Annotated in this window: 25 protein-coding genes and 1 riboswitch; of the genes, 20 read left to right on the plus strand and 5 right to left on the minus strand. The window is 74.7% G+C overall.

Annotated features, from left to right (window positions below; translation table 11 throughout):
• Positions 1-146 precede the first annotated feature (146 nt).
• A complete protein-coding gene (locus tag C593_RS0120500; protein ID WP_037746504.1) occupies positions 147-758 on the minus strand; it encodes a CBS domain-containing protein in 612 nt (203 codons plus the stop codon).
• A 269-nt stretch (positions 759-1027) separates the two neighbouring features.
• Here C593_RS0120500 and C593_RS0120505 point away from each other — a divergent pair, with 269 nt between their 5' ends.
• From C593_RS0120505 to C593_RS0120525, 5 genes are all read left to right on the plus strand, one after another.
• Positions 1028-1729, plus strand: a complete 702-nt coding sequence (locus tag C593_RS0120505) for a pyridoxamine 5'-phosphate oxidase family protein (protein WP_051093739.1) — start codon at positions 1028-1030, stop codon at positions 1727-1729.
• Positions 1730-2046: 317 nt separating this feature from the next.
• Positions 2047-2246: riboswitch (cyclic di-AMP (ydaO/yuaA leader) on the plus strand.
• 2 nt (positions 2247-2248) lie between these two features.
• Complete coding sequence (locus tag C593_RS0120510) at positions 2249-3019, plus strand: LysM peptidoglycan-binding domain-containing protein (protein WP_018849185.1); 771 nt, start codon at positions 2249-2251, stop codon at positions 3017-3019.
• A 198-nt stretch (positions 3020-3217) separates the two neighbouring features.
• Positions 3218-3898, plus strand: a complete 681-nt coding sequence (locus C593_RS0120515; protein ID WP_018849186.1) for an ABC transporter permease — start codon at positions 3218-3220, stop codon at positions 3896-3898.
• Positions 3895-4572: an ABC transporter permease gene (locus C593_RS0120520; RefSeq protein WP_018849187.1), complete on the plus strand. Its 678-nt coding sequence runs from the start codon at positions 3895-3897 to the stop codon at positions 4570-4572. Before C593_RS0120515 ends, C593_RS0120520 begins: the two co-directional genes overlap by 4 nt.
• Positions 4569-5531: an ABC transporter substrate-binding protein gene (locus tag C593_RS0120525; RefSeq protein ID WP_018849188.1), complete on the plus strand. Its 963-nt coding sequence runs from the start codon at positions 4569-4571 to the stop codon at positions 5529-5531. Before C593_RS0120520 ends, C593_RS0120525 begins: the two co-directional genes overlap by 4 nt.
• 157 nt (positions 5532-5688) lie before the next feature.
• Here C593_RS0120525 and C593_RS0120530 read toward each other — a convergent pair whose 3' ends face one another.
• Positions 5689-6852 carry a betaine/proline/choline family ABC transporter ATP-binding protein gene (locus C593_RS0120530; protein WP_018849189.1) on the minus strand — a complete coding sequence of 388 codons (1164 nt, stop codon included), beginning with the start codon at positions 6850-6852 and terminating at the stop codon, positions 5689-5691.
• A 315-nt stretch (positions 6853-7167) separates the two neighbouring features.
• Between C593_RS0120530 and C593_RS0120535 the strand changes: the two genes are divergently transcribed.
• From C593_RS0120535 to C593_RS0120595, 13 genes are all read left to right on the plus strand, one after another.
• Positions 7168-8274 carry a glycoside hydrolase family 5 protein gene (locus C593_RS0120535; protein ID WP_018849190.1) on the plus strand — a complete coding sequence of 369 codons (1107 nt, stop codon included), beginning with the start codon at positions 7168-7170 and terminating at the stop codon, positions 8272-8274.
• Positions 8275-8400: 126 nt separating this feature from the next.
• A complete protein-coding gene (locus tag C593_RS0120540; RefSeq protein WP_018849191.1) occupies positions 8401-9699 on the plus strand; it encodes an alpha/beta fold hydrolase in 1299 nt (432 codons plus the stop codon).
• 85 nt (positions 9700-9784) lie between these two features.
• Positions 9785-10528, plus strand: a complete 744-nt coding sequence (locus C593_RS0120545; RefSeq protein WP_018849192.1) for a PIG-L deacetylase family protein — start codon at positions 9785-9787, stop codon at positions 10526-10528.
• A 7-nt stretch (positions 10529-10535) separates the two neighbouring features.
• Positions 10536-11138, plus strand: a complete 603-nt coding sequence (locus tag C593_RS0120550; RefSeq protein WP_018849193.1) for a cupin domain-containing protein — start codon at positions 10536-10538, stop codon at positions 11136-11138.
• Positions 11139-11290: 152 nt separating this feature from the next.
• Positions 11291-12268 (plus strand): NADPH:quinone oxidoreductase family protein, encoded by a 978-nt coding sequence (locus C593_RS0120555; protein ID WP_026277897.1) that lies wholly within the window; start codon positions 11291-11293, stop codon positions 12266-12268.
• Complete coding sequence (locus tag C593_RS0120560) at positions 12265-13446, plus strand: acyl-CoA dehydrogenase family protein (protein WP_018849195.1); 1182 nt, start codon at positions 12265-12267, stop codon at positions 13444-13446. The genes C593_RS0120555 and C593_RS0120560 overlap by 4 nt, the downstream gene beginning before the upstream one ends.
• Complete coding sequence (locus tag C593_RS0120565; protein WP_018849196.1) at positions 13443-14522, plus strand: acyl-CoA dehydrogenase family protein; 1080 nt, start codon at positions 13443-13445, stop codon at positions 14520-14522. The genes C593_RS0120560 and C593_RS0120565 overlap by 4 nt, the downstream gene beginning before the upstream one ends.
• Before the next feature lie 116 nt (positions 14523-14638).
• Positions 14639-16306 (plus strand): ABC transporter substrate-binding protein, encoded by a 1668-nt coding sequence (locus C593_RS30070; RefSeq protein WP_078521691.1) that lies wholly within the window; start codon positions 14639-14641, stop codon positions 16304-16306.
• Positions 16303-17295 carry an ABC transporter permease gene (locus C593_RS0120575; RefSeq protein ID WP_018849198.1) on the plus strand — a complete coding sequence of 331 codons (993 nt, stop codon included), beginning with the start codon at positions 16303-16305 and terminating at the stop codon, positions 17293-17295. Before C593_RS30070 ends, C593_RS0120575 begins: the two co-directional genes overlap by 4 nt.
• Complete coding sequence (locus C593_RS0120580) at positions 17288-18199, plus strand: ABC transporter permease (protein ID WP_018849199.1); 912 nt, start codon at positions 17288-17290, stop codon at positions 18197-18199. Before C593_RS0120575 ends, C593_RS0120580 begins: the two co-directional genes overlap by 8 nt.
• Positions 18196-19419 (plus strand): ABC transporter ATP-binding protein, encoded by a 1224-nt coding sequence (locus tag C593_RS0120585; protein WP_018849200.1) that lies wholly within the window; start codon positions 18196-18198, stop codon positions 19417-19419. Before C593_RS0120580 ends, C593_RS0120585 begins: the two co-directional genes overlap by 4 nt.
• Positions 19412-20071, plus strand: a complete 660-nt coding sequence (locus C593_RS0120590) for an ATP-binding cassette domain-containing protein (protein WP_018849201.1) — start codon at positions 19412-19414, stop codon at positions 20069-20071. The genes C593_RS0120585 and C593_RS0120590 overlap by 8 nt, the downstream gene beginning before the upstream one ends.
• A gap of 279 nt (positions 20072-20350) precedes the next feature.
• Complete coding sequence (locus C593_RS0120595) at positions 20351-20545, plus strand: hypothetical protein (protein WP_018849202.1); 195 nt, start codon at positions 20351-20353, stop codon at positions 20543-20545.
• 33 nt (positions 20546-20578) lie between these two features.
• Here C593_RS0120595 and C593_RS0120600 read toward each other — a convergent pair whose 3' ends face one another.
• Together C593_RS0120600 and C593_RS0120605 are read right to left on the minus strand one after the other, a co-directional pair.
• Complete coding sequence (locus C593_RS0120600; protein WP_018849203.1) at positions 20579-20929, minus strand: DUF779 domain-containing protein; 351 nt, start codon at positions 20927-20929, stop codon at positions 20579-20581.
• A gap of 88 nt (positions 20930-21017) precedes the next feature.
• Positions 21018-21413, minus strand: a complete 396-nt coding sequence (locus C593_RS0120605; RefSeq protein ID WP_018849204.1) for a DUF5997 family protein — start codon at positions 21411-21413, stop codon at positions 21018-21020.
• A gap of 58 nt (positions 21414-21471) precedes the next feature.
• Here C593_RS0120605 and C593_RS0120610 point away from each other — a divergent pair, with 58 nt between their 5' ends.
• Positions 21472-22308 (plus strand): LysR family substrate-binding domain-containing protein, encoded by an 837-nt coding sequence (locus tag C593_RS0120610; protein WP_018849205.1) that lies wholly within the window; start codon positions 21472-21474, stop codon positions 22306-22308.
• A gap of 771 nt (positions 22309-23079) precedes the next feature.
• The gene (locus C593_RS0120615; protein ID WP_018849206.1) at positions 23080-24042 is read left to right on the plus strand and encodes a polyprenyl synthetase family protein; all 963 of its coding nucleotides are present in this window, start codon (positions 23080-23082) and stop codon (positions 24040-24042) included.
• A 62-nt stretch (positions 24043-24104) separates the two neighbouring features.
• On the opposite strand, the gene C593_RS0120620 is transcribed toward C593_RS0120615, so the two are convergent.
• A complete protein-coding gene (locus C593_RS0120620; protein ID WP_018849207.1) occupies positions 24105-24989 on the minus strand; it encodes a universal stress protein in 885 nt (294 codons plus the stop codon).
• Positions 24990-25055: the final 66 nt, after the last annotated feature.

Below are 25055 nucleotides of genomic sequence, written 5' to 3' on the forward strand. Positions count from 1 at the left end.
ACGCCTGACACCCGCCCGACGCCTGACACCCGCCCGACGCCTGATACCCGCCCCGGTCCGGTACCGCCCCGCCCCGGTCCGGTACCGCCCCGCCCCGGCCCGGTCCCGCCACGAGCGGCCCCGCCTCCGCCCCGGCACCGGGGCGGTCAGGCCACCGGTCCCGCCACGTCGTCGTCCTCCCAGTCGAGCCGGTCGACCACGTCCACCACGCCGTCGACGCTCTGGCACAGGCGGACGACGATCCGGACCAGGGAGCGCTGCTCCAGGGTGCCGCTGAGGGTCACCCGGCCGTCGTCGACCTGCACCGAGACCGCGGCGGGGGAGACCCCGAGGGTGCCCGAGAGCACGTCCTCGACGATCTCCTCCTGGATCGACCGGTCCCGGCGCAGGAAGAGCTGGAGCAGATCGCTGCGGCTCACCACCCCGACGAGCCGCCCCGTGCCGTCCACCACGGGCAGTCGCTTGATGTGCCGCTCCTCCATCACCCGGGCGGCCGCCACCGCGCTCCAGTCGGGCCGGGCCACCACCGCCGGGCTGGTCATCAGCCCTTCGGCGGTGTCGGAGGCGGTGCCGCCGGTGTGCCGGCGCAGCAGGTCCGCCTCCGAGACGACCCCCAGGGGCCGGCCCTCCTCGTCGACCACGGGCACGGCGGTGATCCCGTACTCGTCGAGCAGCCGGGCGATCTCCTTGAAGGCCGTGCCGGGCTGGGCGACCACCGCCTGCGGGGTCATCAGGTCGGCCACCGAGCGGCGTCTCATCCCGCACCGGCCCCAGGGCCTGTGCGCGGGTCAGTGCGAGGAGTCATGCGCGGTACCTCCACATGTGTGCGGTCCTGTTGGGGACAGTATTTCCGAGTCTGTCCGGGACTCCGCCGCCGGGTGCCGACCGCGCGTCGCCGCCGTGCGGGCCCGGCCCCCGCTGACTACCGTGGGCGCGGGACGGCGTACGCGCCGTGTCCGCGCCGGGCGACCGGCCCACCCGGACCGACCGACAGAAGAAGCCGACCGACAGAAGAAGGTGCCCGACCATGCCGGGACAACCGCACACGGAGCCATCCGGAGCAGGCCGGGGACGACTCGGCGGGGACATCGGCCGCCGAGTCGGAGTGCGGCGGCGGGAGCTGGGGCTCTCCCGCGAGGAGGTCGCCACCCGGGCCGGATCGGCCCCCGGCTACATCCAGTACCTGGAGGAGAACCCCGCGGCCCCGGGCATGGGGTTCCTGCTGCGGCTCGCGGACGCCCTGGAGACGACGGTCACCGCGCTCACCGGCAGCGGCGCCGACCTGCCGGAGGGGCTGGGGCGGGCGGGCTACCACCCGGAGCTGGTGGAGCTGGCCGCGCCGGAGTGCTGGGACCTCCTCGGGACCCACGGCGTCGGGCGGGTCGCCGTGACCACCCCGGACGGGCCCGCGATCCTGCCGGTGAACTACCTGGTCTCGGAGGGCGAGGTCGCCTTCCGCACCTCCCCCGGGGCCCTGCCCGGCCGGGCCGCCGGCGGCGAGGTCGCCTTCGAGGTCGACCATATCGACGAGGCGTTCAGCCAGGGCTGGAGTGTGCTGCTGGTGGGGGACGCGCGGACGGTGGCGGAGGAAGACGCGGTCCGCCGCCTCGACGAACTCGCTTACAGCGCTCCGTGGGCGGGCGGCGACAGGGAGCTGTGGATCGCCGTCGCGCCGGAGCGGGTCACCGGGCGGCGCATTCTGGTCCGCGGGGCACCTGGAAACGCATAGCTCGCAAAACGGGCATCATTGAGTAAATCACCCCCTCTTTCGAGAGGGGGGCCCTGTGTATTCATGCGGCGCAATGTCCGTTTGTATCCGCAATGGCGTATCTGGCGTTCTTTGTGATCCGTTCCGTGACATCGGTCACGCGCCCGGTCCGCCGGCGCTTCCCGGGCGCCCTCAGAGGGCTTTCCGTGCAAGCGAACTGACGGTCCGTCGGGAAGGGCGCAACATCATTTACCCGCCCTTTAAGATCGCGTACATTGCGGTTGTGAATTCCAGGCTTGTTCCCCGGTGCGCCTCTCGCCTACGGTCACGGCATTCCGGATGGAACGCCGAATCCTGCCGCTGTCCGGATACCCGACCACATCACCCGTAACGGCAGGAGCGGGGGAACCAGGTAAGTCGCCGGACCGGAATCCACACGGAACAACCGGACGGCTCGGGGTGAAGCCGCGCCCAGCGCGGCCGGGCATCTCCAGCCCGAACCCGACAGCTCACCTCGCAGGCGACGGAGAGGAATTCTTCATGCCTGCACACGGCAAGCACCGCCGCCCCGGTACCAACCGCCTGGCCCGCCGCCTCGTCGCCGCCGGCACCGGCGCCGCCGCCCTCGCCCTCCCGGTCCTCGGTGCCGCCACCGCCAACGCCGCCCCCGCCGCCGAGCTCCCGGCCGTCGCGAAGGCCGTCGCGGCCGCCGCCCCCGCGAAGAAGGCGCCCACCACCTACTCCGTGGTCGCCGGCGACTCGCTCTCCGCGATCGCCGCCGCGCACTCCCTGGAAGGCGGCTGGCAGAAGCTCTACCAGGACAACCGCCGGGCCGTCGGCGCCAACCCGTCCCTGATCCACCCCGGCCTGGAGCTGACCGTCGGCGGCAAGGCCGCCACCAAGGCCAAGGCCCCCGCCGAGCGCGCCGACCGCTCCGAGAAGCGCGCCACCCCGGTCGCCCAGAAGGCGGAGGCCGCCCCGAAGGCGTACTCCGACGACCTCGACGGCTGGATCAAGGAATCGCTGGACATCATGGCCCAGCACGGAATTCCGGGCAGCTACGACGGCATCTACCGCAACATCATGCGGGAGTCTTCCGGAAACCCGCTGGCGATCAACAACTGGGACTCCAACGCCGCCAAGGGGACGCCCTCCAAGGGCCTTCTCCAGGTGATCGACCCGACCTTCCAGGCGTACCACGTCCCGGGTACCTCGACGGACAGCTACGACCCCGTCGCCAACATCACGGCCGCCTGCAACTACGCCGCCGACCGCTACGGTTCGATCGACAACGTCAACGGTCCCTACTGACCGACGACGCCGAATTCACGGATTCGGCCTCCGTCCATCGCATTGCAGAAGCCAACGGACGCCGGGAGTCCGGACCGTCACCACACGGTCCGGCCGCCCGGCGTCCGCGCATTCCCCCGCTGACGGCGAGCGCGCCCGCCGCTCCCGGACAGCGCACCAGACCGCGCGGCGGTCCTCCGCCCGCGCTGCAATGGACAGATGACGGCGCCACCCGACGACTGCCTCGCCCGCAACGAGTGGATCTGCGGCGACTACCTCTCCACCCGCGGCGAGATCCTCGTCGACGCCGTGCTCCAGCACCTGGAGCTGACCTTCCTCTCCGTCCTCATCGGGCTCGTCCTCGCCGTACCCCTCGCCGTCGCCGCCCGCCGCTGGGGCTGGGCCGCGGCCCCCGTCCTCGCCCTGACGACGATCCTCTACACCATCCCGTCCCTGGCGATGTTCTCCCTGCTGCTGCCGGTCTACGGACTCTCCGCCACCCTGGTCGTCGCGGGACTGGTCCTCTACTCGCTCACCCTCCTCGTCCGCAACATCCTCGCCGGGCTGCGCGCCGTGCCCGAGGAGACCCGGCAGGCCGCCCGCGGCATGGGCTACGGGCCCGTCCGGCTGCTCTGCACCGTCGAACTGCCCCTCGCCCTCCCCGCCGCCATGGCCGGACTGCGCATCGCCACCGTCTCGGCCGTCTCCCTGGTCACCATCGGCGCGATCGTCGGCCACGGCGGCCTCGGGAACCTCATCTGGTCCGGGATGAACACCTACTTCAAGGCCCAGGTGCTCACCGCCTCCGTGCTGTGCGTGGTCATCGCGGTCGCCGCCGACCTGGTCCTGCTGCTGGTGCAGCGGCTGCTCACCCCCTGGACACGGAAGGGGGCCGCGTGAACACCCTCTCCGCCGCGTGGGAGTGGCTCACCACCGGCTCGAACTGGTCCGGGGACGGCGGCATCACCCAGCGCCTCATCGAGCACCTCTATCTCACCGGCGTCTGCCTCGGCATCAGCTGCCTGATCGCCCTCCCCGTCGCCCTCGTCCTCGGCCACCTCGGCAAGGGCGGCGCACTCGCCGTCAACCTCTCCAACGTGGGCCGCGCCGTCCCCACCTTCGCCGTCCTCGTCCTGCTGCTGCTCAGCCCGATCGGCGGCTGGGGGACCTGGCCCACCGTCATCGCCCTGGTCCTCTTCGCCGTCCCGCCGCTCCTCACCAACGCCTATGTCGGCATGCGCGGCGTCGACCCGGACGTGGTGCGGGCGGCCCGGGGGATGGGCATGACCGGCGCGCAGACCATGGTGCGCGTCGAGGTGCCGCTCGCTCTGCCGCTGATCACCACCGGGCTGCGTATCGCCGCCGTGCAGCTCGTCGCCACCGCCACCATCGCGGCCCTGGCCGGCGGCGGGGGGCTGGGCCGGATCATCACCGCCGGGTTCAACCTCGCCTCGACGCCGCAGGTGGTCGCGGGGGCCGTCCTCGTCGCCGTGTTCGCCCTCCTCGTGGAGGGGCTGTTCGAACTCGCGCAGCGGCTCGCCCCTGCCTGGGCGCGGGGGAGCGGCGCCGTATGACCGCACCGCCCTCCGTCGCCCTGCGGACGGTGCTCGCCGCACTCCTCCTCGCACTCACCGCCGCCTGCGCGACCGGCCCCTCCCTGGAGGACCAGGGCGAAATCACCGCTCCGCCCGGTGAGAGCCGCAGCCTCACCGTCGGATCGGCCGGCTTCACCGAGTCCGACCTCCTCGCCCGGATGTACGCCCTTCTGCTGGAGGAGGCCGGTTACGACACCGAGATCCTCTCCGTCACCAACCGCGAGCTGTACGAACCGGCCCTGGAGAACGGTCAGATCGACGTCGTCCCCGAGTACGCGGCCACCTTCGCCGACTGGCTCAACGCCAAGGAGAACGGCCCCGACGCCCCGCCCGCCGGATCGCCCGACCTCGACGCCACCATGACCGCGCTCCGCCGGCTCGCCACCCCGCGCGGGCTCGACGTACTCGCGCCCGGCCGCGCCGTCGACCAGAACGCCTTCGCCGTCACCGTGGAGTTCGCCGCCGAACACCGCCTGCGCACCCTCAGCGACCTCGGCCGCGCGAAGATCCCGGTCCGGCTGGCGGCCGGCGACGAGTGCGTCAGCCGCCCCTACTGCGCCCCCGGCCTGCGGAAGGTGTACGGCATCGACATCACCGCCGTGGACCCCAAGGGCGTGGGCACCACCCAGGCCAAGCAGGCCGTCCGGAGCGGGCGCGACCAGATGGTCCTCACCACGACCACCGACGCCACCCTGGACGAATTCGGCCTGGTCCTCCTCGCCGACGACAAGCACCTCCAGAACGCGGACTACATCGTGCCGGTCGTCAACCGCGCCCGCGCGGGGGGCAAGGGGGTCACCGGGGCCCTGGACCGGCTGAACGATGTCCTGACCACGGGCGACCTGGCGCGGCTCAACCAGCAGGTCGACAGCTGGCGCCGCCTCCCGGAGGACGTGGCCCGGGCCTATCTGGAGTCCGAGGGCCTGCTGAGGCCCTGACCCTCCTCGAAGCCCCGGCCGCCGGTCACCGGGACACCCCTCCCGGGCGCCGGCCCCGGGACCACCGTGCATCCCGCGCGGCAAGGCGGCCGTCCGCCCCCCGTCCGCCCGGGCGAGTACCCGCCCCGGGTCCGCGGGCCCCGAGCGGGTGCCCCGCTCAGGCGTCCGCCACCGAGTCGAACTCCACCTCGTCCCGCGCCACCCCCTGCGCGTCCGCGTCCACCGAGCGGCGCAGGGCCTCGTGCAGCTTCGCCGGGGTCAGCACCCCGAGGAAGCGGCCGCCGTCCAGGACCGCCACCCACCCGGCGTCGTGCTGGAGCATCTCGCTGAACGCCTGCTTCAGGGGCGCGCCGACCGGCACCCACGCGTCCATCCGCCGGGCCAGGTCCCCGACCGTCCCCCGCCCGCCCGCGAGCGACAGGGCCTCGGTGGCCACCCAGCCGTGCAGGGCGCCCGCCCGGTCCAGGACCACCGCCCAGCGGGCCTCGTCCGCCCGCAGCCGGGCCGCCGCCTGCGCCGCCGGCTCGTCGACCCGCGCGGTCGGCTGCTGCTCCAGGTCGTCCGCCTCGATCGCGGTCACCGACAGCCGCTTCAGCCCCCGGTCCGTGCCGACGAAGCGGGCCACATACGGGGTCGCCGGGGCGCCCAGCACCGCGCCGGGCGTGTCGAACTGCTCGATCCGGCCCTGCCCGTACACCGCGATCCGGTCGCCCATCCGGACCGCCTCCTCGATGTCGTGGGTGACCATCAGTACGGTCTTGCGCACGGCGGCCTGGAGGTTCAGGAACTCGTTCTGGAGCCGCTCGCGCACCACCGGGTCCACGGCGCCGAAGGGTTCGTCCATCAGCAGCACCGGCGGATCGGCCGCCAGCGCGCGGGCGACGCCGACCCGCTGGCGCTGCCCGCCGGAGAGCTGCGCAGGGTAGCGGCCGCCGTAGACGGAGGGGTCGAGGCCCACCAGGTCGAGGAGTTCGGCGGCGCGGGCGCGGGCCCGGGACTTCTTCCAGCCCGTCAGTACCGGGACGGTCGCCGTGTTGTCGAGCACGGTCCGGTGCGGGAACAGCCCGGCCTGCTGGATGACGTAGCCGATCCGGCGGCGCAGCCTCACCGGGTCCACGCTCCGGATGTCCTCGCCGCCGACGAGGATCCGGCCGGAGGTGGGCTCGATGAGCCGGTTGACCATCATCATCGTGGTCGTCTTCCCGCAGCCGGACGGGCCCACGAGGGTGACGAGTTCGCCCTCGGCCACCTCGAACGACAGCCCGTCGACGGCCGTCGTGCCGTCCGGATAGACCTTCGCGACCTGCTCGAACCGGATCATGGGCCAACGCTAGGTCATGTCCGGAACGTCTGGCCCGGTTCGCGGCGTCCGGGCGACGGCGCGACGTTCCGGACACTCCCCACGAGGGCCCGGTGGCCGGCGCACACGGGCCCGGACTGTCCGGGCCAGGGCTCCGGGCGGGCTTCCCCGCTCGGCGCGGGCGGAGCGGACGGGGTCCGTCCGGACTCTTGCCGAGCCTCGGCGGACCCTGCTATCTCCTCCGTTAGGAAAGGTTCCTTCCAATCGAACTCCGCCCGGTGCACCCCGGCGCACCGGTACCGCCCGGCCCGTCCGCCCAGCCAACGGAGACCCCCCATGAGACCGGCACGGTTCCTCCCCCTCGCCGCGACCGGCGCCCTCGGCGCCGCCCTGGCCCTCGCCCCGACCACCGCGCCCGCCGCTCCTGCGACGCACGGCACCGCACCCGCCGCCCGGACCGCGGTCCCCGCCGCCGCGCCCGGGTCCACCGCCGCCCCCGCCGGCAGCCCGGCCGCGGTCAACGGCCGGCTGCGGGTCTGCGGCACCAAGCTCTGCAACCGGTACGGCAAGCCGATCCAGCTGCGGGGCATGAGCAGCCACGGCACCCAGTGGTACGGCCAGTGCCTCACCGGCGGCTCTCTCGACGCCCTCGCGCACGACTGGCGCGCCGACGTCCTGCGCGTCTCCACCTATGTGCAGGAGGGCGGCTACGAGACCGACCCCCGCCGCTACACCGACCTCGCCCACTCCCTCATCGAACAGGCCACCGCGCGCGGCATGTACGTGATCGTCGACTGGCACATGCTCAGTCCCGGCGACCCGCACCACAACCTCGAACGCGCCAGAACCTTCTTCTCCGAGATCGCCCGGCGGCACAACGCCAAGACCAACCTCCTCTACGAGATCGCCAACGAGCCCAGCGGCGTGAGCTGGTCGCGCATCAAGAGCTACGCGGAGCAGCTGATCCCGGTCGTCCGGAGCCACGACCCCGAGACCCCGGTCCTGGTCGGCACCCGCGCCTGGTCGTCCTTCGGCGTCTCCGAGGGGGCGGACGAGTCCGAGGTGGTGGACAACCCCGTCAACGCGGCCAACCTCATGTACACCTTCCACTTCTACGCCGCCTCCCACCGCGAGGCGTACCTGGCCACCCTCTCCCGGGCCGCCGACCGGCTCCCCGTGTTCGTCACCGAGTTCGGCACCCAGAACTACGCGGGCGAGGACGCCGACGACTTCGCCATGGCGCAGCGCTACCTCGACCTGATGGCGAACAAGAAGATCAGCTGGGTCAACTGGAACTTCTCCGACGACCACCGCTCCGGAGCCGTCTTCCACTCCGGGACCTGCAACCGGGGCGGCCCCTGGGCCGGGACCTCCTCGCTGAAGCCCGCCGGTATCTGGGTCCGCGACCGGATCCGCACCCCGGACGACTTCCCCACCGGCTGACCCGCCCGGAGCGTCGCCCCCTGCCGGGCCGCCCCCGCCGTGTCCTCGTCCGCCCCCACCTGTGATCGACTGGGGCGGACGAGGGCGCGGCACGCCCTGGGGCACGCACACACAGGAGCAGCAGCCTTGGCCAGCTACCGGCAGCCGGGAGTCGTCCTCACCGACCACCACTTCGCCGTCCCCCTCGACCACGACAACCCCTCCGGCGAGAGGATCGAGCTCTACGCCCGCGAGGTCGCCGCCGCCCGGCCCGGCGGGGACCGGCTGCCGTGGCTGGTCTATCTGGAGGGCGGCCCCGGCAACGCCGTCCGGCGCTTCACCGGCGCGCAGGCGTGGCTCGCGCGGGCGGTCCAGGAGTACCGGGTCCTCCTGATCGACCAGCGCGGCACCGGCCGGTCCACCCCGGCCAACCGGCAGACCCTCCCGCTGCGCGGCGGGCCCGCCGAACAGGCCGCGTACCTCGCCCACTTCCGCGCCGACGCCATCGTCCGCGACTGCGAGACGGTCCGCCGGCAGCTCACCGGCGGGGCGCCCTGGACCGTGCTCGGGCAGAGCTTCGGCGGCTTCTGCGCCACCCACTACCTGTCCACCGCGCCCGAGGGCCTCGACACCGTCCTGATCACCGGCGGGCTGCCCGGCCTGGACGTCCACGCCGACGACGTCTACCGGGCCGCCTATCCTCGTATCCGGCGCAAGAACGAGGCGCACTACGCCCGTTACCCCCAGGACGTGGAACGCGCCCGCCGGATCGCCGCGCACCTGGCGGAGCACCCGGCCGAACTGCCGGGCGGACACCTGCTCACCCCCGAGGTCTTCCAGTCCCTCGGCATCCTCCTCGGCTCCGGGGACGGCAGTCACCAGCTGCACTACCTCCTGGAGAACGCCTTCGTGCGCACCCCGGCCGGGCACGAGCTGTCCGACGCCTTCCTCGCGGGCGTCCGGCCGGTCCTCTCCTTCGCCGCCAACCCCCTGTACGCGGTCCTCCACGAGGCGATCTACGCCCAGGGCGGGCGCCCCACCGACTGGGCCGCCGAACGGGTGCGCGCCGAGTTCCCCGGATTCGACGCGGCCGGCGCGCTCGCGGGGGAGGGGCCGCTGCTGTTCACCGGGGAGACCATCCACCCCTGGCACTTCACCACCGACCCGGCCCTGCGCCCCCTGCGCGAGACGGCCGGGCTCCTGGCGGCCCGCACCGACTGGCCCGTCCTCTACGACACCGCGCGGCTCGCGGCGAACACCGTCCCGGTCGCCGCCGCCGTCTACCACGACGACATGTACGTGGACACGGCCCACTCCCTGGCCACCGCCCGTGCCGTCGGCGGGCTGCGGACCTGGGTGACCGACGAGTACGAGCACGACGGCGTGCGTGCGAGCGGCACCCGGGTCCTGGACCGGCTCATCGGCCTGGCGCGCGGCGAGGTCTGACACCGGATCGGGTTCGTGCGCGGACGCGCCGGGGTCCGGTAGCGGATCGGCCGCCGCCGGGCGGGCGGGCCGTAGGGTGCCGGGTATGACCGATGACGTTTCGCAGCAGCTTTCGGAGATGCCCGGCGACTGGCAGCGGGCGCTGGCCGTGGTCGCCCACCCCGACGACCTGGAGTACGGCTGCGCCGCCGCCGTCGCCGGATGGACCGACCAGGGCAAGGACGTGGTCTATCTGCTCGCCACCCGGGGCGAGGCGGGCATCGACTCGGTGCCGCCCGAGGAGGCCGCGCCCCTGCGCGAGCGGGAGCAGCGCGCGAGCGCGGCCGTGGTCGGCGTCTCGGCCGTGGAGTTCCTGGACCACCGGGACGGCGTCGTGGAGTACGGCACCGGCCTGCGGCGGGACATCGCGGCCGCGATCCGCCGCCACCGCCCCGAGCTGGTGATCACCCTCAACCACCGGGACACCTGGGGCGGAGTCGCCTGGAACACCCCCGACCACCGCGCGGTCGGCCGCGCCACCCTGGACGCGGCGGCCGACGCCGGGAACCGCTGGATCTTCCCCGAGCTGGTGGAGCAGGGCCTCGAACCCTGGGGCGGGGTGCGCTGGGTGGCCGTCGCCGGTTCGCAGAGCCCCACGCACGCCGTCGACGCGCGCCCCGGGCTGGAGCGCTCCGTCCTCTCCCTGCTCGAACACCGCGGCTACATCGAGGGGTTGACCGAGCAGGACCCCGAGGAGTACTGCCGGGGCTTCCTGGTGTCGGCGGCCGAGGCCGCCGCGCCGCGCTTCGGCGGCCGCCCGGCCGTCACCTTCGAACTCTTCCCGTGCTGACGGACGCATGAGCGACGAGAACGGCGCCCCGGGCGGCGAACCCCTGGACGCGGTGCTGAACGAGGTCGGCCCCCGGCTGCGCCGCATCCGCCGCGAGCGCGGCGCGACCCTGGGGGCGCTCTCGGAGGCCACGGGCATCTCCGTGAGCACCCTCTCCCGGCTGGAGTCCGGCCGGCGCCGCCCCACCCTGGAACTCCTGCTGCCGATCGCCCGCGCCCACCAGGTGCCGCTGGACGAACTCGTGGGGGCCCCGCCCGTCGGCGACCCCCGGGTACGGGCGAAGCCCGTGGTCCGGGGGCACCGCACGATGTACCCGCTGACCAACCGGCCGGGTGGCCTTCAGGCGTTCAAGGGCGTCTACCAGCCCTCCCGGGAGCCGGTCGAGCAGCGTGTCCACGAGGGCTACGAGTGGCTGTACGTGCTCTCGGGGCGGCTGCGCCTCCTGCTTGGCGACCACGACGTGGTGCTGACGGCGGGGGAGGCGGCCGAGTTCGACACCCGGGTGCCGCACTGGTTCGGCACGGCGGACGAGGCGCCGGTGGAGTTCCTGAGCCTGTTCGGCCCGCAGGGGGAGCGGATGCACGTCCGCGCGCGGCCCCGGCGGGACTGAGCCGGGGCCGGGGCAGGACCGGGGCAGGACCGGGTGGGAGTGCGGGCACGGGGCTTCCCGAGGCGGCAAGCGACCGCTTAGTATGCATCGGGCGGGTGGTGTGCCGCCCGTGATCCGCACGTACTGCCCTACGGCTGGTGGGAGGCCCCGAGATGCAGGCATGGCGAGTGCACCGCAACGGCGAGCCCGGCGAGGTGATGCAGCTCGACGAGGTGGACCGGCCGGTGCCCGGCGAGGGGCAGGTGCTGCTGCGGGTCCTCGCGGCCAACGTCAACTTCCCCGACGCCCTGCTCTGCCGGGGCCAGTACCAGGTCCGCCCGCCGCTGCCGTTCACCCCGGGCGTCGAGATCTGCGGCGAGACCGAGGACGGCCGCCGGGTCATCGCCAACCCCGCCCTCCCGTACGGCGGCCTCGCCGAGTACGCCCCCGCCGACGCGGCCGCCCTGCTGCCCGCGCCCGACGCCCTGGACGACGCCGAGGCCGCCGCCCTGCACATCGGCTACCAGACCGGCTGGTTCGGACTGCACCGCAGGGCCGCCCTCAAGGAGGGCGAGACCCTGCTCGTGCACGCGGCGGCCGGCGGTGTCGGCAGCGCCGCCGTCCAGCTCGGCAAGGCGGCCGGCGCTACCGTGATCGGCGTCGTCGGCGGCCCGGAGAAGGCCGCCGTCGCCCGCGCCCTCGGCTGCGACCTGGTGATCGACCGCCGCGAACAGGACGTGGTCGCCGCCGTGAAGGAGGCCACCGGCGGACGCGGAGCCGATGTGGTCTACGACCCGGTCGGCGGCCCCGCGTACGCCCAGTCCGCCAAGTGCGTCGCCTTCGAGGGCCGGATCGTGGTGGTCGGCTTCGCCAGCGGCGACATCCCGGCCCCCGCCCTCAACCACGCCCTGGTCAAGAACTACGCCATCCTCGGCCTGCACTGGGGCCTCTACGCGCGGAAGGACCCCGCCTCCATCGCCGAGTGCCACCGGGTGCTGACCGAGTACGCCGCCAAGGGCCTCGTCCGCCCCCTGGTGAGCGAGCGGGTGCCGCTGGCCGGCGCGGCCGGTGCCGTGCAGCGTGTCGCCGACGGCACCACCACCGGTCGCCTCGTCGTCCTCCCCGGCGGCACGGACGGAGCGGCCCGATGACCGACGCCGTTGAACTCCGCGACCGCGTAAGCGCGTTGCTCGACGCCCACCCGCCCGCCGGCACCCCGCGCGAAAACTTCCTGCGCGCCCGCTTCGACGCCGGACTCGCCTGGGTGCACTACCCCGAAGGGCTCGGCGGCCTCGGCGCCCCGCGCTCCCTCCAGGCCGTCGTCGACGCCGAACTCGCCGCCGCCGGAGCGCCCGGCAACGACCCGGGCCGCATCGGTATCGGTCTCGGCATGGCCGCGCCGACCCTCCTCGCCTACGGCTCCGAGGAGCTGAAGCGGCGCTTCCTGCGCCCGCTGTGGACCGGTGAGGAGGTGTGGTGCCAGCTCTTCTCCGAACCCGGCGCCGGATCCGACCTCGCCGCCCTCGGCACCCGCGCCGTCCGCGACGGCGACCACTGGGTGGTCGACGGCCAGAAGGTGTGGACCTCCAGCGCCCACCTCGCCCGCTGGGCCATCCTCATCGCCCGCACCGACCCCGACCTGCCCAAGCACCAGGGCATCAGCTACTTCGTCTGCGACATGACCGACCCCGGCGTGGAGGTCCGGCCGCTGCGCCAGCTCACCGGCGAGGCCGAGTTCAACGAGGTCTTCCTCACCGGCGTCCGCATCCCCGACGCCCACCGGCTCGGCGGTGTCGGCGAGGGCTGGAAGGTCGCCCGGACCACCCTGATGAACGAGCGCGTCTCCATCGGCGGCCAGCGCCTGCCCCGCGAGGGCGGCATGATCGGCCCCGTCTCCCGCACCTGGCGCGAACGCCCCGAAGTGCGCACCCACGACCTCCACCAGCGTCTGCTGGACCTGTGGGTCGAGTCCGAGGTCGCCCGCCTCGCCGGGGAGCGCCTGCGCCAGCAGCTCGTCGCCGGACAGCCCGGCCCCGAGGGCAGCGCCATGAAGCTCGCCTTCGCCCGGCTCAACCAGGAGATCAGCGGCCTGGAGGTCGAACTCCTCGGCGCGGACGGGCTGCTGTACGACGACTGGACCATGCGCCGCCCCGAACGCGTCGACTTCACCGGACGCGGCGCCGGCTACCGCTACCTGCGCTCGAAAGGCAACTCCATCGAGGGCGGCACCAGCGAGGTGCTGCTGAACATCGTCGCCGAACGCGTCCTCGGCCTGCCCGCCGAGCCCCGCGACGACAAGGACATCCCCTGGAAGGACCTCGCCCGATGACGGACCTGCTCTACTCCGAGGACGAGACCGACCTCAGGGCCGCCGTCCGCGCCCTGCTCACCGCCCGTGCCGACCCGGCCGCCGCCCTCGCCGCCCCCGGGGCCGAGAGCGGCGCCCCCGCCGACCCCGCCCTCTGGCGGGCCCTCGCCGCCGAGGTCGGCGCGGCCGGACTCCTGGTACCGGAGAAGCTCGGCGGCGCGGGCGCGGGCCACCGCGAGGCCGCCGTCGTCCTGGAGGAACTCGGCCGCGCGGTCGCGCCCGTGCCGTATCTCACCAGCTCCGTGGTGGCCACCTCCGTCCTGCTCGCCCTCCCTCCCGGCGCGGCGACCGAGGCCCTGCTGCGCGACCTCGCCGAGGGCCGCCGCACCGCCGCCCTCGCCGTGCCCCTCTCCCTCGCCCCCGGCGACCCGCTGCCCGGCGCCACGGACCGGATCACCCCGGTCGCGGACGGGGCGTCCGCCGACGTCCTCCTCGTCCCCGGGCCGGACGGACTGCGGGCGGTGGAGGCGCAGGACGCCCTCGTCGAACCCCTGGTCGCCCTCGACCTGACCCGGCCGCTCGCCGCCGTCACCGTCCCCGCCGGAGCCGGGACCCCGCTCGCCGGGGCGGCGGAGAGCGAACGGGCGGTGGGGCGGGGGCTGCTCACGGGTGCCGCCCTGCTCGCCTCCGAGCAGCTCGGGATCGCGGAGTGGTGCCTGGAGGAGACCGTCCGGCACACCCGCGAACGCCACCAGTTCAACCGGCCCGTCGGCTCCTTCCAGGCACTCAAGCACCGGATGGCGGGGACCTGGCTGGAGGTCGTCTCCGCCCGGGCCGCCGCCCGCGCCGCGGCCGACGCGCTCGCCACCGGCAGCGAGGACACCGCCCTGCTGACGGCCGTCGCCCAGACCTACTGCTCCGGCGCCGCCGTGCGCGCCGCCGAGGAGTGCGTCCAGCTGCACGGCGGGATCGGCATGACCTGGGAGCACCCCGCGCACCTCTACCTCAAGCGCGCCAAGGCCGACGCGACCGCCTTCGGCGCACCCGGCCGGCACAAGGAGACGGTGGCCGCCCTCACCGGACTGCCCGCCCCCTGAGGGCCCCGGTCCGCACCCGCCCCCCCGGGTAACACCCCCTGTTCCGTCCCACCCTTTACCTGCTGTTTAATTGCCAGGGTTTTGCAACAACGGACGATCTTCCACAGGGGTGCGACATGACGGGCCGATCCATACGGCGCGCTTCCGGAGCGGCCATGGCCGCCGCGCTCGCCATCGGCGCGGCGGCCTGCTCCAACCCGCAGGACGGCGGCACCGACGGAGCGGGCGGCGGCGAGTCCGCCGTCGTCGGCATCGCCTACGAACCCGACAGCCTCAGCCCGCTCCTCGGCTACGGCAAGGACGGCAACAGCAAGATCTTCGACGGGCTCCTCGCCTTCGACGGCGAGATGAAGCTCCGCCCGGCCCTCGCCGCCGAACTGCCCGAGGTCAGCGACGACGGCCTCACCTACACCTACAAGCTCCGCCAGGGCGTGACGTTCAGCGACGGCGAGCCGTTCACCGCCGACGACGTCGTCTTCACCTACCGCACCATCCTCGACGAGAAGACCAACAACGCCTCCCGCACCGAGCTGGACGCCGTCAAGGACGTCCGCGCCACCGGCGAGGACACCGTCGTCTTCACCCTCAAGTACCCCTACGCGCCCTTCGCCCAGCGCACCGTGCTGCCCATCGCCCCCGAGCACATCGCGGGCGAGCAGGACGTCAACACGGGCCCGTTCACCACCAAGCCGATCGGCACCGGGCCCTACGTCCTCACCCACTGGTCCAAGGGCGAGAAGATCAGCTTCAAGGCCAACCCCGGCTACTGGGGCGGCGAGCCGAAGGTGAAGAGGTTCACCATGGCGATCATCAAGGACGACGACGTGCGCGCCACCCGGCTGCGCGCCGGCGACCTGGACGGCGCCATCCTCCCGCCCAACCTCGCCGAGGGCTTCGGCGAGGACAGCGGCACCCGGACCCACGAGGCCACCAGCTACGACTACCGCACCGTCACCCTGCCCACCGGCAACAAGGTCACCGGCGACACCGCGATCCGCCGCGCCCTGGACACCGCCGTCGACCGGCAGGCCATGGTCGACAGCATCCTCAACGGCGCCGGAAAGCCCGCCTACGGGCCCGTCCCCACCGACAGCGAGTGGTTCACCGAGGGCACGGAGCGCACCCACGACCTGCGCGCCGCCAAGAAGATCCTCGACGAGGCCGGCTGGAAGCCAGGCAAGGACGGCGTCCGCGTCAAGGACGGTGTCCGCGCAGCCTTCCCGCTCTGGTACGTCAGCGGCGACAAGCTCCGCCAGGACCACGCCCTCGCCTACGCCTCCGACGCCCGCAAGGCCGGCATCGAGATCAAGACCCAGGCCGGCACCTGGGAGGTCATCGAGCCACGGATGAAGCACGACGCCGTCCTCGCCGGCGGCGGCTCCCCGGGCGACCCCGACTTCGACCAGTACCTGCTGCTCCGCTCCGACCTCGCGGGCGACGGCTTCAACAACATGGCCTGGTACGACAACCCGGCCGTCGACAAGGCCCTGGACGAGGGCCGCAAAGCCGGCGACAAGGCCGAGCGCAAGAAGGCCTACGACACCGTCCAGCGCGAACTGGTGAAGAACCCGGGCTACACCTTCCTCACCCACATCGACCATGTCTACGTCCTCGCCGACAAGTGGGACGGCCTGAGCACCCAGATCGAGCCGCACGACCACGGCCTCGCCTCCGGCCCCTGGTGGAACGTCGAGAAGTGGACCCCCAAGGGCGGCGACAGGGCCGGTGCCGAGGGCGGCTCCGCCTCCGAGGACGGCTCCGGCTCCCGGGACGCGAAGAAGTGAAGCGCCGCCTCCCCTGGGGGGCGCTGGCACGGATGACGGGACGGCGGGCCCTGTTCGCCGTCCCCGTCCTCCTCACCGTGACCTTCGGCGTCTTCGCGGTCGCCGCCGCCTCCCCCTTCGACCCGGTCAAGGCGTACACCGGCACCGCCGGACTCACCGCCTCGCAGGAGAACCTGGACCAGATCCGCGCCAACCTCGGCGTCGACCAGCCGCTGGTCACCCGCTGGGGGGAGTGGATCACCGCCGCCCTCGGCGGCGACCTCGGCGACTCCAGCGTGATGCGGATGCCCGTCGCCGACGTCATCGCCGGCCGCGTCGGCTGGTCCGTCCTGCTCGCGGCCACCGCCTTCGCCCTCGCCGTGCTGCTGGGCACCGCGCTCGGCGTGCTCGCGGCCCGCCGCCGCGGCGGCCCGGTCGACCGCTGCGTCAGCTCCGCCGCGTACACCCTGGAGGCCGCGCCCTCCTTCTGGCTCGGACTCCTCGCCATCTGGTTCTTCGCCCTGGAACTGGGCGTACTGCCCGCCGGCGGGCTCACCGACACCGCCAGCGACACGGTCACCTTCGACCAGGTCGCCCGCCACCTCGTCCTCCCGGCGACCGTCCTCGGCATCAGCCAGATGCCCTGGTTCTTCCTCTACGTCCGCCAAGGCGTCGGCGACGCGCTCGACGAGGACGCCGTCCGCGGCGCCCGCGCCCGCGGCCTGGCCGAACGCACCGTGCTCACCGGCCACGCCCTCCGCTCCGGGATGCTGCCGATGCTCACCCTGATCGGCTCCCGCGTCCCCGAACTCATCACCGGAGCCCTGCTCGTGGAGACCGTCTTCAGCTGGCCCGGCATCGCCGCCGCCACCGTCCAGGCCGCCACCGCCGTCGACTTCCCGCTGCTCGCCGCGCTCACCGTGCTGGCGACCGCCGCCGTCCTCGCCGGCAACCTCCTCTCCGACCTCCTCTACGGGCTCGCCGACCCCCGGGTGGGCTTCGATGGCTGACCTGCTGAGCAAGACGCCCCCCGCGGCCGAGGGGCCCGCCGCTCCCGGCGAGTGGCGCAGCCGGGGCCGCACCCGGCGCTCCACGCGTACCGTGCGGGTCACCGTCTCCGCCGTGATCACGGCGGCCGTGGCCCTCGCCGTCCTCGTCGTCCCGCCGGTGGTCCAGCTCGACCAGCAGGCCGTCGACCTGTCGATGAAGCTGATGCCCCCGTCCGCCGCCCACCCCTTCGGCACCGACGACGTGGGCCGCGACCTGCTGCTGCGCTGCGTCTACGGGCTGCGCGTCTCGCTGCTCGTCGGCCTGGTCGCCGCGCTGGTGGCCACCGTCATCGGCACCACGATCGGCGCGCTCGCCGCCGCCTTCGGCGGCTGGACCGACCGGGTGCTGATGCGGCTCGTCGACACCTTCTCCTCCGTGCCGCACCTGCTGCTGGGCATCTTCGTCGTCGCCATGTTCCGCCCCGGGGTGTGGCCCGTGATCGTGTCCGTCGCCCTCACCCACTGGCTCTCCACCGCCCGTATCGTGCGCGCGGAAGTGCTCTCGCTGCGCGCCCGGCCCCATATCGACGCGGCCGTCAGCGGCGGCGCGAGCCGGCGGCGGGTGCTGCTGCGGCACCTGCTGCCCGGGGTGCTTCCCCAGGCCGGGCTCGCCGCCGTGCTGATGGTGCCGCACGCCATGTGGCACGAGTCCGCGCTCTCCTTCCTCGGCCTCGGACTCCCCACGCACCAGGCCAGCCTCGGCAACCTGGTGCAGAGCGCGCGCGGCTCCCTGCTCGCCGGGGACTGGTGGCCCACCCTCTTCCCCGGCCTCTTCCTGATCATCCCCACGCTCGCCGTCGCCGGTCTCGCCGGCGCCTGGCGCGAGCGCATCAACCCGCGCCGCCGATCGGAGCTGATGCTGTGACCCCGGCGACCACCCCGCCCACCCCGCCCACCCCGCCCACCACGCTCAAGGCGACGGCGCCGGGCACCGCGGCGGCTCCGGCTGTCTCCGGCGAACCCGTGCTCGCCGTCCGGGACCTGTCCGTCCGCTTCCGGATGCGCGGCGGACGCCATGTCGCCGCCGTCACCGGGGCGACCTTCGACCTGGCCGCGGGGGAGTGCCTGGCCCTCGTCGGCGAGAGCGGCTGCGGCAAGTCCGTCCTCGCCTCCGCCCTCCTCGGGCTGCTGCCCGGCAACGCGCAGACCGGCGGCAGCGCCGTCGTCGTCGGCACCGACCTGCTCGCCGCCGGTGAACGCACCCTCGCCCGGAGCGTCCGGGGCCGCCGCGTCGGTCTCGTCCCGCAGAGCCCCGCCGCGCACCTCACCCCCGTGCGCACCGTCGGGGACCAGCTCGCCGAGACCGTCCGCGCCCTCACCGGACTGCGCGGACCCGCGGCCCGCAAGGCCGCCGCCGAGGCCGCGGACCGGGCCGCGTTCCCCGCCGGGCACCTCGACCGCTACCCGCACGAACTCTCCGGCGGCCTCGCCCAGCGCGCCGCCACCGCCCTCGCCCTCGTCGGCGACGCGCCCCTGCTCGTCGCCGACGAGCCCACCACCGGACTCGACCGCGACCTGGTCGAGCACACCGCCGATGAACTCCGCCGGCACGCCGACCGGGGCCGCGCCCTCCTCCTCATCACCCACGACCTCGCCGCGGCGCACCGCACCGCGGACCGGGTCGCCGTGATGTACGCGGGCCGCATCGTCGAACTCGCCCCGGCCGACGCCTTCTTCGGTGAACCGGGCCCCCGGCACCCGTACGCCCGGGGACTCCTCGCGGCCCTGCCCGAGCGGGAGTTCACCCCCATCCCCGGCCTGCCCCCGGAACTGGGCGACCTGCCCCCGGGCTGCGCCTTCGCCCCGCGCTGCGCCCGGGCGGACGCCCGGTGCGAGGCCGTGCCGGCGCTCGGCGACGGGGTCGCGTGCCACCACCCCCACGACGGGGCTGCTGCCCGGGACCGGAAGGAGCACGCGGCGGACCCAGCCGTCGTGGACGGTGTCCGCGAACCGGGGGCGGGGGACGCCTCCCGCGCGTCCGGCGAGGGCGAGACCGCCCGGGCGGCCGCAGGTCCGGGCGGGCCGCGTCCCGGGACGGGCCGGGTGGACGGCGACCGAACGACCGAGGAGAGCCCGCGTGTTTGAGCTGGACCGGATCACCGCCGGGTACGACCGACGCAAGCCCGTCGTCCGCGAGGTCTCCTTGTGCCTCGCGCCCGGCGAGTCCGTCGGCCTGCTCGGCCCGAGCGGCTGCGGCAAGTCCACCCTCGCCCGGGTCGCCGCCCTGCTGCACCGGCCCGACGCCGGGCGGGTCACCGTCGACGGTGAGACCGTGCGCGGCTGGCGGCACCGCGCGCCCCGCTCCCAGCGCACCGCGATCGGCGTGGTCTTCCAGCAGCCGAGGCTCGCCGCCGACCCCCGGCTCACCCTGCGCGACCTCATCGCCGAACCCCTGCGCGCGACCGGCCGCCGGGCCGAGGTGGCGGAACGCGCCGCCCCGCTCGCCGAGACCGTGGGCCTCACCCCGGAGCTGCTGCGCCGCCGCCCCCACGAGGTCAGCGACGGCCAGCTCCAGCGAGCCTGCCTGGCCAGGGCCCTGGTGCTGGAGCCGCGCTGGCTGGTGTGCGACGAGATGACCGCGATGCTGGACGCGTCCACCACGGCGGCCCTGGTCGCCGCCGTGGAGGAGTACCGGCGCGCAACGGGCGCCGGGCTGCTCGCCGTGGGGCACGACCGCGTCCTGCTGGAGCGCTGGTGCGACCGGACGGCCGACTGGGCGGACCTCGCCGCGGCCTGAAGCCGGGGCCGAGTGCCGGTCACCCGGTCCGTCCGGTCACCCAGGTCCGTGCGGTCACCCGGGCGGCCACGCCAGGAGCTCTGGGTTCACCCGCCCTCGGCCGTCTCTCACCCGGACGGCGGACACGCCAGTCGCCCGGACGGGCCCCCGGCTGCGCCAGACTGGCCGCCGAATGCCGCACATCCGGCGCAATGCCGCGTATCCGGTGCGGTACGGACGACCGGTGCGGGGCCCCGACCGGCGGGCGCGGCCCCGGAGGCGGGGCGGAGGAGGCTCACGATGGCCATCACGATCTCGGTACTGCTGCTGCTGACGGTGCTCGCGGTGATCTTCCTGCGCAGCGGAGGGCTCAAGTTCTCCCACGCGCTCGTCTGCGCCCTGCTCGGCTTCTTCCTGGCCGGCACCAGCATGGCCCCGACCATCCACGAGGGGATCGCCTCGACCGCCTCGGTGGTCGGCAGCCTCCAGCCCTGACCGCCGAGTCCCGCCGTCCGCCGCCCGGGCCCGTCAGATCACGGACGACCGGATCAGAAAGCGGACGCCCTCCGGTGCCTCCAGCGAGAAGCCGCTGCCCCGACCCTCGACCACGTCCACGACCAGCCGGGTGTGGCTCCAGCGCGCGTACTGGTCACGGGAGATCCAGAACGCCACCGGCTCCGGCACGCCTTCCACACCCAGCTCGGCCAGCAGCACGTCCGAGGCCCCGGTGCGGAACTCGCCGGCCGGGTAGCACATGGGCGCGCTGCCGTCGCAGCAGCCGCCGGACTGATGGAACATCAGCGGCCCGTGGGCGGACCGCAGCAGCCGCAGCAGACCGGCGGCGGCCTCCGTCAGCTGCACGCGCGGGATCTCGGTCATGCGGCCAGTCAACCCGGCCGGAGGTTGCGACACCGTTGCGCCGGGGTCCGCAGGGGAGGCGGCCCGGCCGGCCGGCCCGGGCCCCGGCTCAGGCGCGGTCCGCCGCCGCGCGCTCCGCGTCCCGCGCCTTCAGCCGGGCCGCCTCCTTGCGGACCCCGGCCTGGGTCTCGCGCTCCCTGTGCAGCCACTCGGGCTCCTCGCGCTTGATCGCCTCGATCTGCTCGGTGGTCAGTGCCTCGGTGACCCCGCCGCGCGCGAGACCGGCGATGGAGACGCCCAGCCTGGCCGCGACCACCGGACGCGGGTGGGGGCCCTCGCGCCGCAGCTCCCGCAGCCACTCCGGCGGGTCGGCCTGGAGGGCGTTGAATTCGGAGCGCGAGACGGAGCCCTCACGGAACGCGGCGGGGGTGGCCTTGAGGTACACACCCAGCTTCTTCGCCGCGGTCGCGGGCTTCATGGTCTGGGTGTTCTGGTGCGACGTCATGGTGACCAGCGTATCGAGCGTGTGTGCCCCCGCCGACCACGGCCGGTAGCCTGGCCCGGTGACAGGCTCGGACAACTCCCCGTCGTTCCGGCTCGCGTACGTCCCCGGAGCGACCCCCGCCAAGTGGGTGCGGATCTGGAACGAGCGGCTCCCGGACATCCCGCTCACCCTCGTCGACGTGCCCGCGGCGCGTGTGGCGGAGGTGCTGCGCGAGGGTGCGGCCGACGCCGGCCTGGTGCGGCTCCCGGTCGACCGGACGTACTTCAGCGCCATCCCCCTCTACACGGAGACCACGGTCGTCGTCGTCCCCAAGGACCACGCCGTGGCGGCCGTCGACGAGGTGACCGCCGAGGACCTCGCGGACGAGATCGTCTTCCACCCCCTCGACGACACCCTCGGCTGGGAGCAGCCCCCGGGCCGCCCCGCGATCGAGCGTCCCGCGACGACGGCGGACGCGATCGAGCTGGTCGCGGCGGGCGTGGGCGTCCTCCTCGTCCCCCAGTCGCTTGCCCGGCTGCACCACCGCCGTGATCTGACCTACCGGCCGGTCACGGACGTGCCGCAGTCGAGCGTGGCGCTGTCCTGGCCGGAGGAGGCGACGACGGACCTGGTGGAGCAGTTCATCGGGATCGTGCGCGGCCGGACGGTCAACAGCACCCGGGGCCGTCCCCTGCCCGAGACGCAGGGGAAGGGCGGGAGTGGCGGATCGGCCGGCTCGGGCCGGCGGTCCGGCGGGGCGAAGGCGGGGGGCCGGGCGGCCTCCGGCGCCAAGGGCGGCGCGGCCCGCGGCGGCGGCCGCAAGCCCGCGCCCGGCAAGCGCGGCGGCGCCCAGCCGGGCCGCGGCGGGCGTCCCGGCACGGGCCGGGGCAAGGGCGGCGGCCGCCGCGCGGGCTGACACGCCCGAACGGAGCCCGGCGCGCCGGGCCCCGCACGGAGCTCGGCACCCGAGGTGCGCCCGGCCCGCCGGGAACCTGACGCCCCCGGGTGCGCCGGCCCCGCCCGGCGCCTGACGCCCGCGGGCCGCGCCCGCCGGCCGCAGCGCGGGCTGAGACGCCCGCATGGAGCGGTGCGCCGGACCCCGTACGGAGCCAGGCACCCGCGGCGGTCTGGATCCGCTCGGCGCCTGACGCCCCCGGGCCGGGCCGGGCCCCGCACGGAGCTCAACACCCGGGAGGTGCCCGGTCCGCCGGGAACCTGACGCCCCCGGGCGCGCCGACCCCGCCCGGCGCCCGATGCCCGCGGCCCGCGCCGGGCCCGCCCGGGGGCTCACGCCCCGGGCCACCCACCGGGCCCCGCCGGACGGCTCCCGCCGCGCCGCCGGGCGGGGCCGTCTTCACGACCAGGGTGACCTCCGGCACGGTCACCACTGCTGCTGGGCGTAGCCGGCGCGCTGCGAGCCGACAAGCACCGCCCGGGGTCCGGTCCGGAGCCGCCGCCGGGGCCCTTTCAGGTCGGACCGGACGCGGGGTGGCACGGGGCCGGTGCCTTCCCGGCCAACCCGCGCAAGCAGACCGCCGGCGCCCCCTGGCCTGATCCGGCCATGGGGCGAATGGCCGCGAATGCACGTCCGCCCACGCCCTGCCCCGGGGTAGCGTCCCGCAGACCGGCGGCTGTCCCGAGACGACCGGCCGCACCGCACGGGGGCGCGAGACGAGGGGTGGACGCTGTGACGTACCTGGATCTTCACGAGAAGTTCGCGGCGGCCGTCGAGAGGGAGACGCAGGCGGCGCTCGCGACCCTCGGGCCGTCCGGTGGCCCGTTGCGGACCGCGGCCGAGGGGCTGCTCCGCCACCAGACCTTCGCCCACCCGCTCTCCGTCCTGCCGCTCCTCGTGCACGGCGCGGAGACCGGCACCGCCGCCCCCGCCGTCCCGCTGGCCGCGCTGCACGACCTGTGGTGGACCTCCGCCTGCTGTCTGGACGACATGGCCGACGGCAACTCCTCCGTCGTGGAGTCCGGCGCCCTCGGCGCGGACGAGGCCCTGCTCGCGGCGGTGGTCACCGGCCATGTGCTGCCGCTGCGGATCGTCCGGTCGCTCCCCGTCGCCGAGTCCCTGCGCGGCGCGCTGGCGGACGAGGTGCTGGCCTGCGCCGCCAAGGCGGCCGGCGGGCAGCTCGCCGATCTGCGCGGGGACGCGGCCCCGGCGCCGTGTGCCGCCGTCGCCGAGGTGTACCGCGGGAAGTCCGGCGCACCCTTCGCCATGATCATGGCGACGGCCGCGCTGCTCGCGGGAGCGGACGAGGGACGGGTGGGCCGGTGGCGGGAGCTGGGCGCCGTGTTCGGCGTCCTGTGGCAGCTCTTCAACGACCAGGAGGACATCCGCTCCGGCCGGCACGAGGACCTCGCCAACGGCACGGTGACCTGGCTGCTGGCCCGCGCCCTGGACGCCGCGTCGCCCGCCCGGGCCGCCCGGATCGGTGAACTGCACCGCGCGGCGCGGGAGTCGGAGGCCGCGCGCGCCGGACTGCTCGGGCTGCTCCTCGCCCCCGGCACCCTGGACCGCTACGCCGCCGACCTCGCCGCCCACCGGGACGAGGCGCTGGAGATCCTCGGCGCACTGGGCGGCGACGAGAAGTACGTCCGGGTGCTGCGGGAGCTGGTGGAGGGCTCGGCGCGCCTGCTGCTCTGACGCCGGGGGGTGTCCGGTCCCGGCGCGTTCCAGGACGCGCGCTCACTCCGGGCGCGGCCCGCTCACTCCGGGCGGGGCGCGACCAGCACCGGGCAGGCCGCGTGGTGCAGCACCGTGTGCGTCACCCGGCCCAGTGACGAACCCAGGGCCCGCCGGGTCCGCCGGTCGCCCAGGACCATCAGGTCCGCCTCCGCCGTGGCGTCGACCAGGAGGCCCGCCGTCGAACGGGCGGCCTCGGACCGGACCTCGACGTCCAGCCCCGGGAACGCCCGGCGCACCCCCTCGGCCAGGGCGTCCGCCTGTTCGCTGTGCCGCAGGGCGGTCTCGTCCAGGCCGTCCATCATGCTGACCATGTCGCCGACCTGGGTCAAAACGTTCCACACGCACACCAGGCGCAGTCTGGCGCCCCGGAGCGCGGCCTCCTCGGCGGCGCGCGCCAGCCAGGGGCTGTCGTCCTCGCCGCGGACACCGGCGGCGACCACGTTCCGCGGCGGCGCGTCCGTGTCGCCCCGCACCACGACCACGGCCGCCGGGCTGCGGGTGGCGACGGACAGGCCGACGGAGCCGAGCATCAGGGAGCCGAACCCGCCGAGTCCGCGGTGCCCGACGACCAGGGTCGTACCGGGCCGGGCGAGGGCGCGCAGGGCGTCGGCGGGCTCGTCGTGGGTCAGCTCCGTCGTCACGGTCAGCCCCGGGTGGCGTCCGGCTGCCAGCTCCCGGGTGCGCTCCAGCAGGTCGTGACCCGCCTCGCGGACCCGCCGGGCCGTCTCGGCGGAGGTGAAGAGGGTCTCCCGGTCGGTGTCGGTGGCGTGCACCAGGTGCAGGGGGACCTCGCGCAGGGCGGCCTCCGCCGCCCCCCACCGCACGGCGGCGCGCGCGTGGTCGGAGCCGTCGACGCCGACCACGATCCGGCTGGTTCCCGGGGTGCCTGCTGCTGCGTCGACCATCGTTCCTCCTCGGGCGCGGTGCACGGTCCCACCGTCCACGCTGACAGGGGCGGGGGAGGTCGGCAA

The sequence above is a fragment of the Streptomyces sp. CNT372 genome, assembly GCF_000377145.1.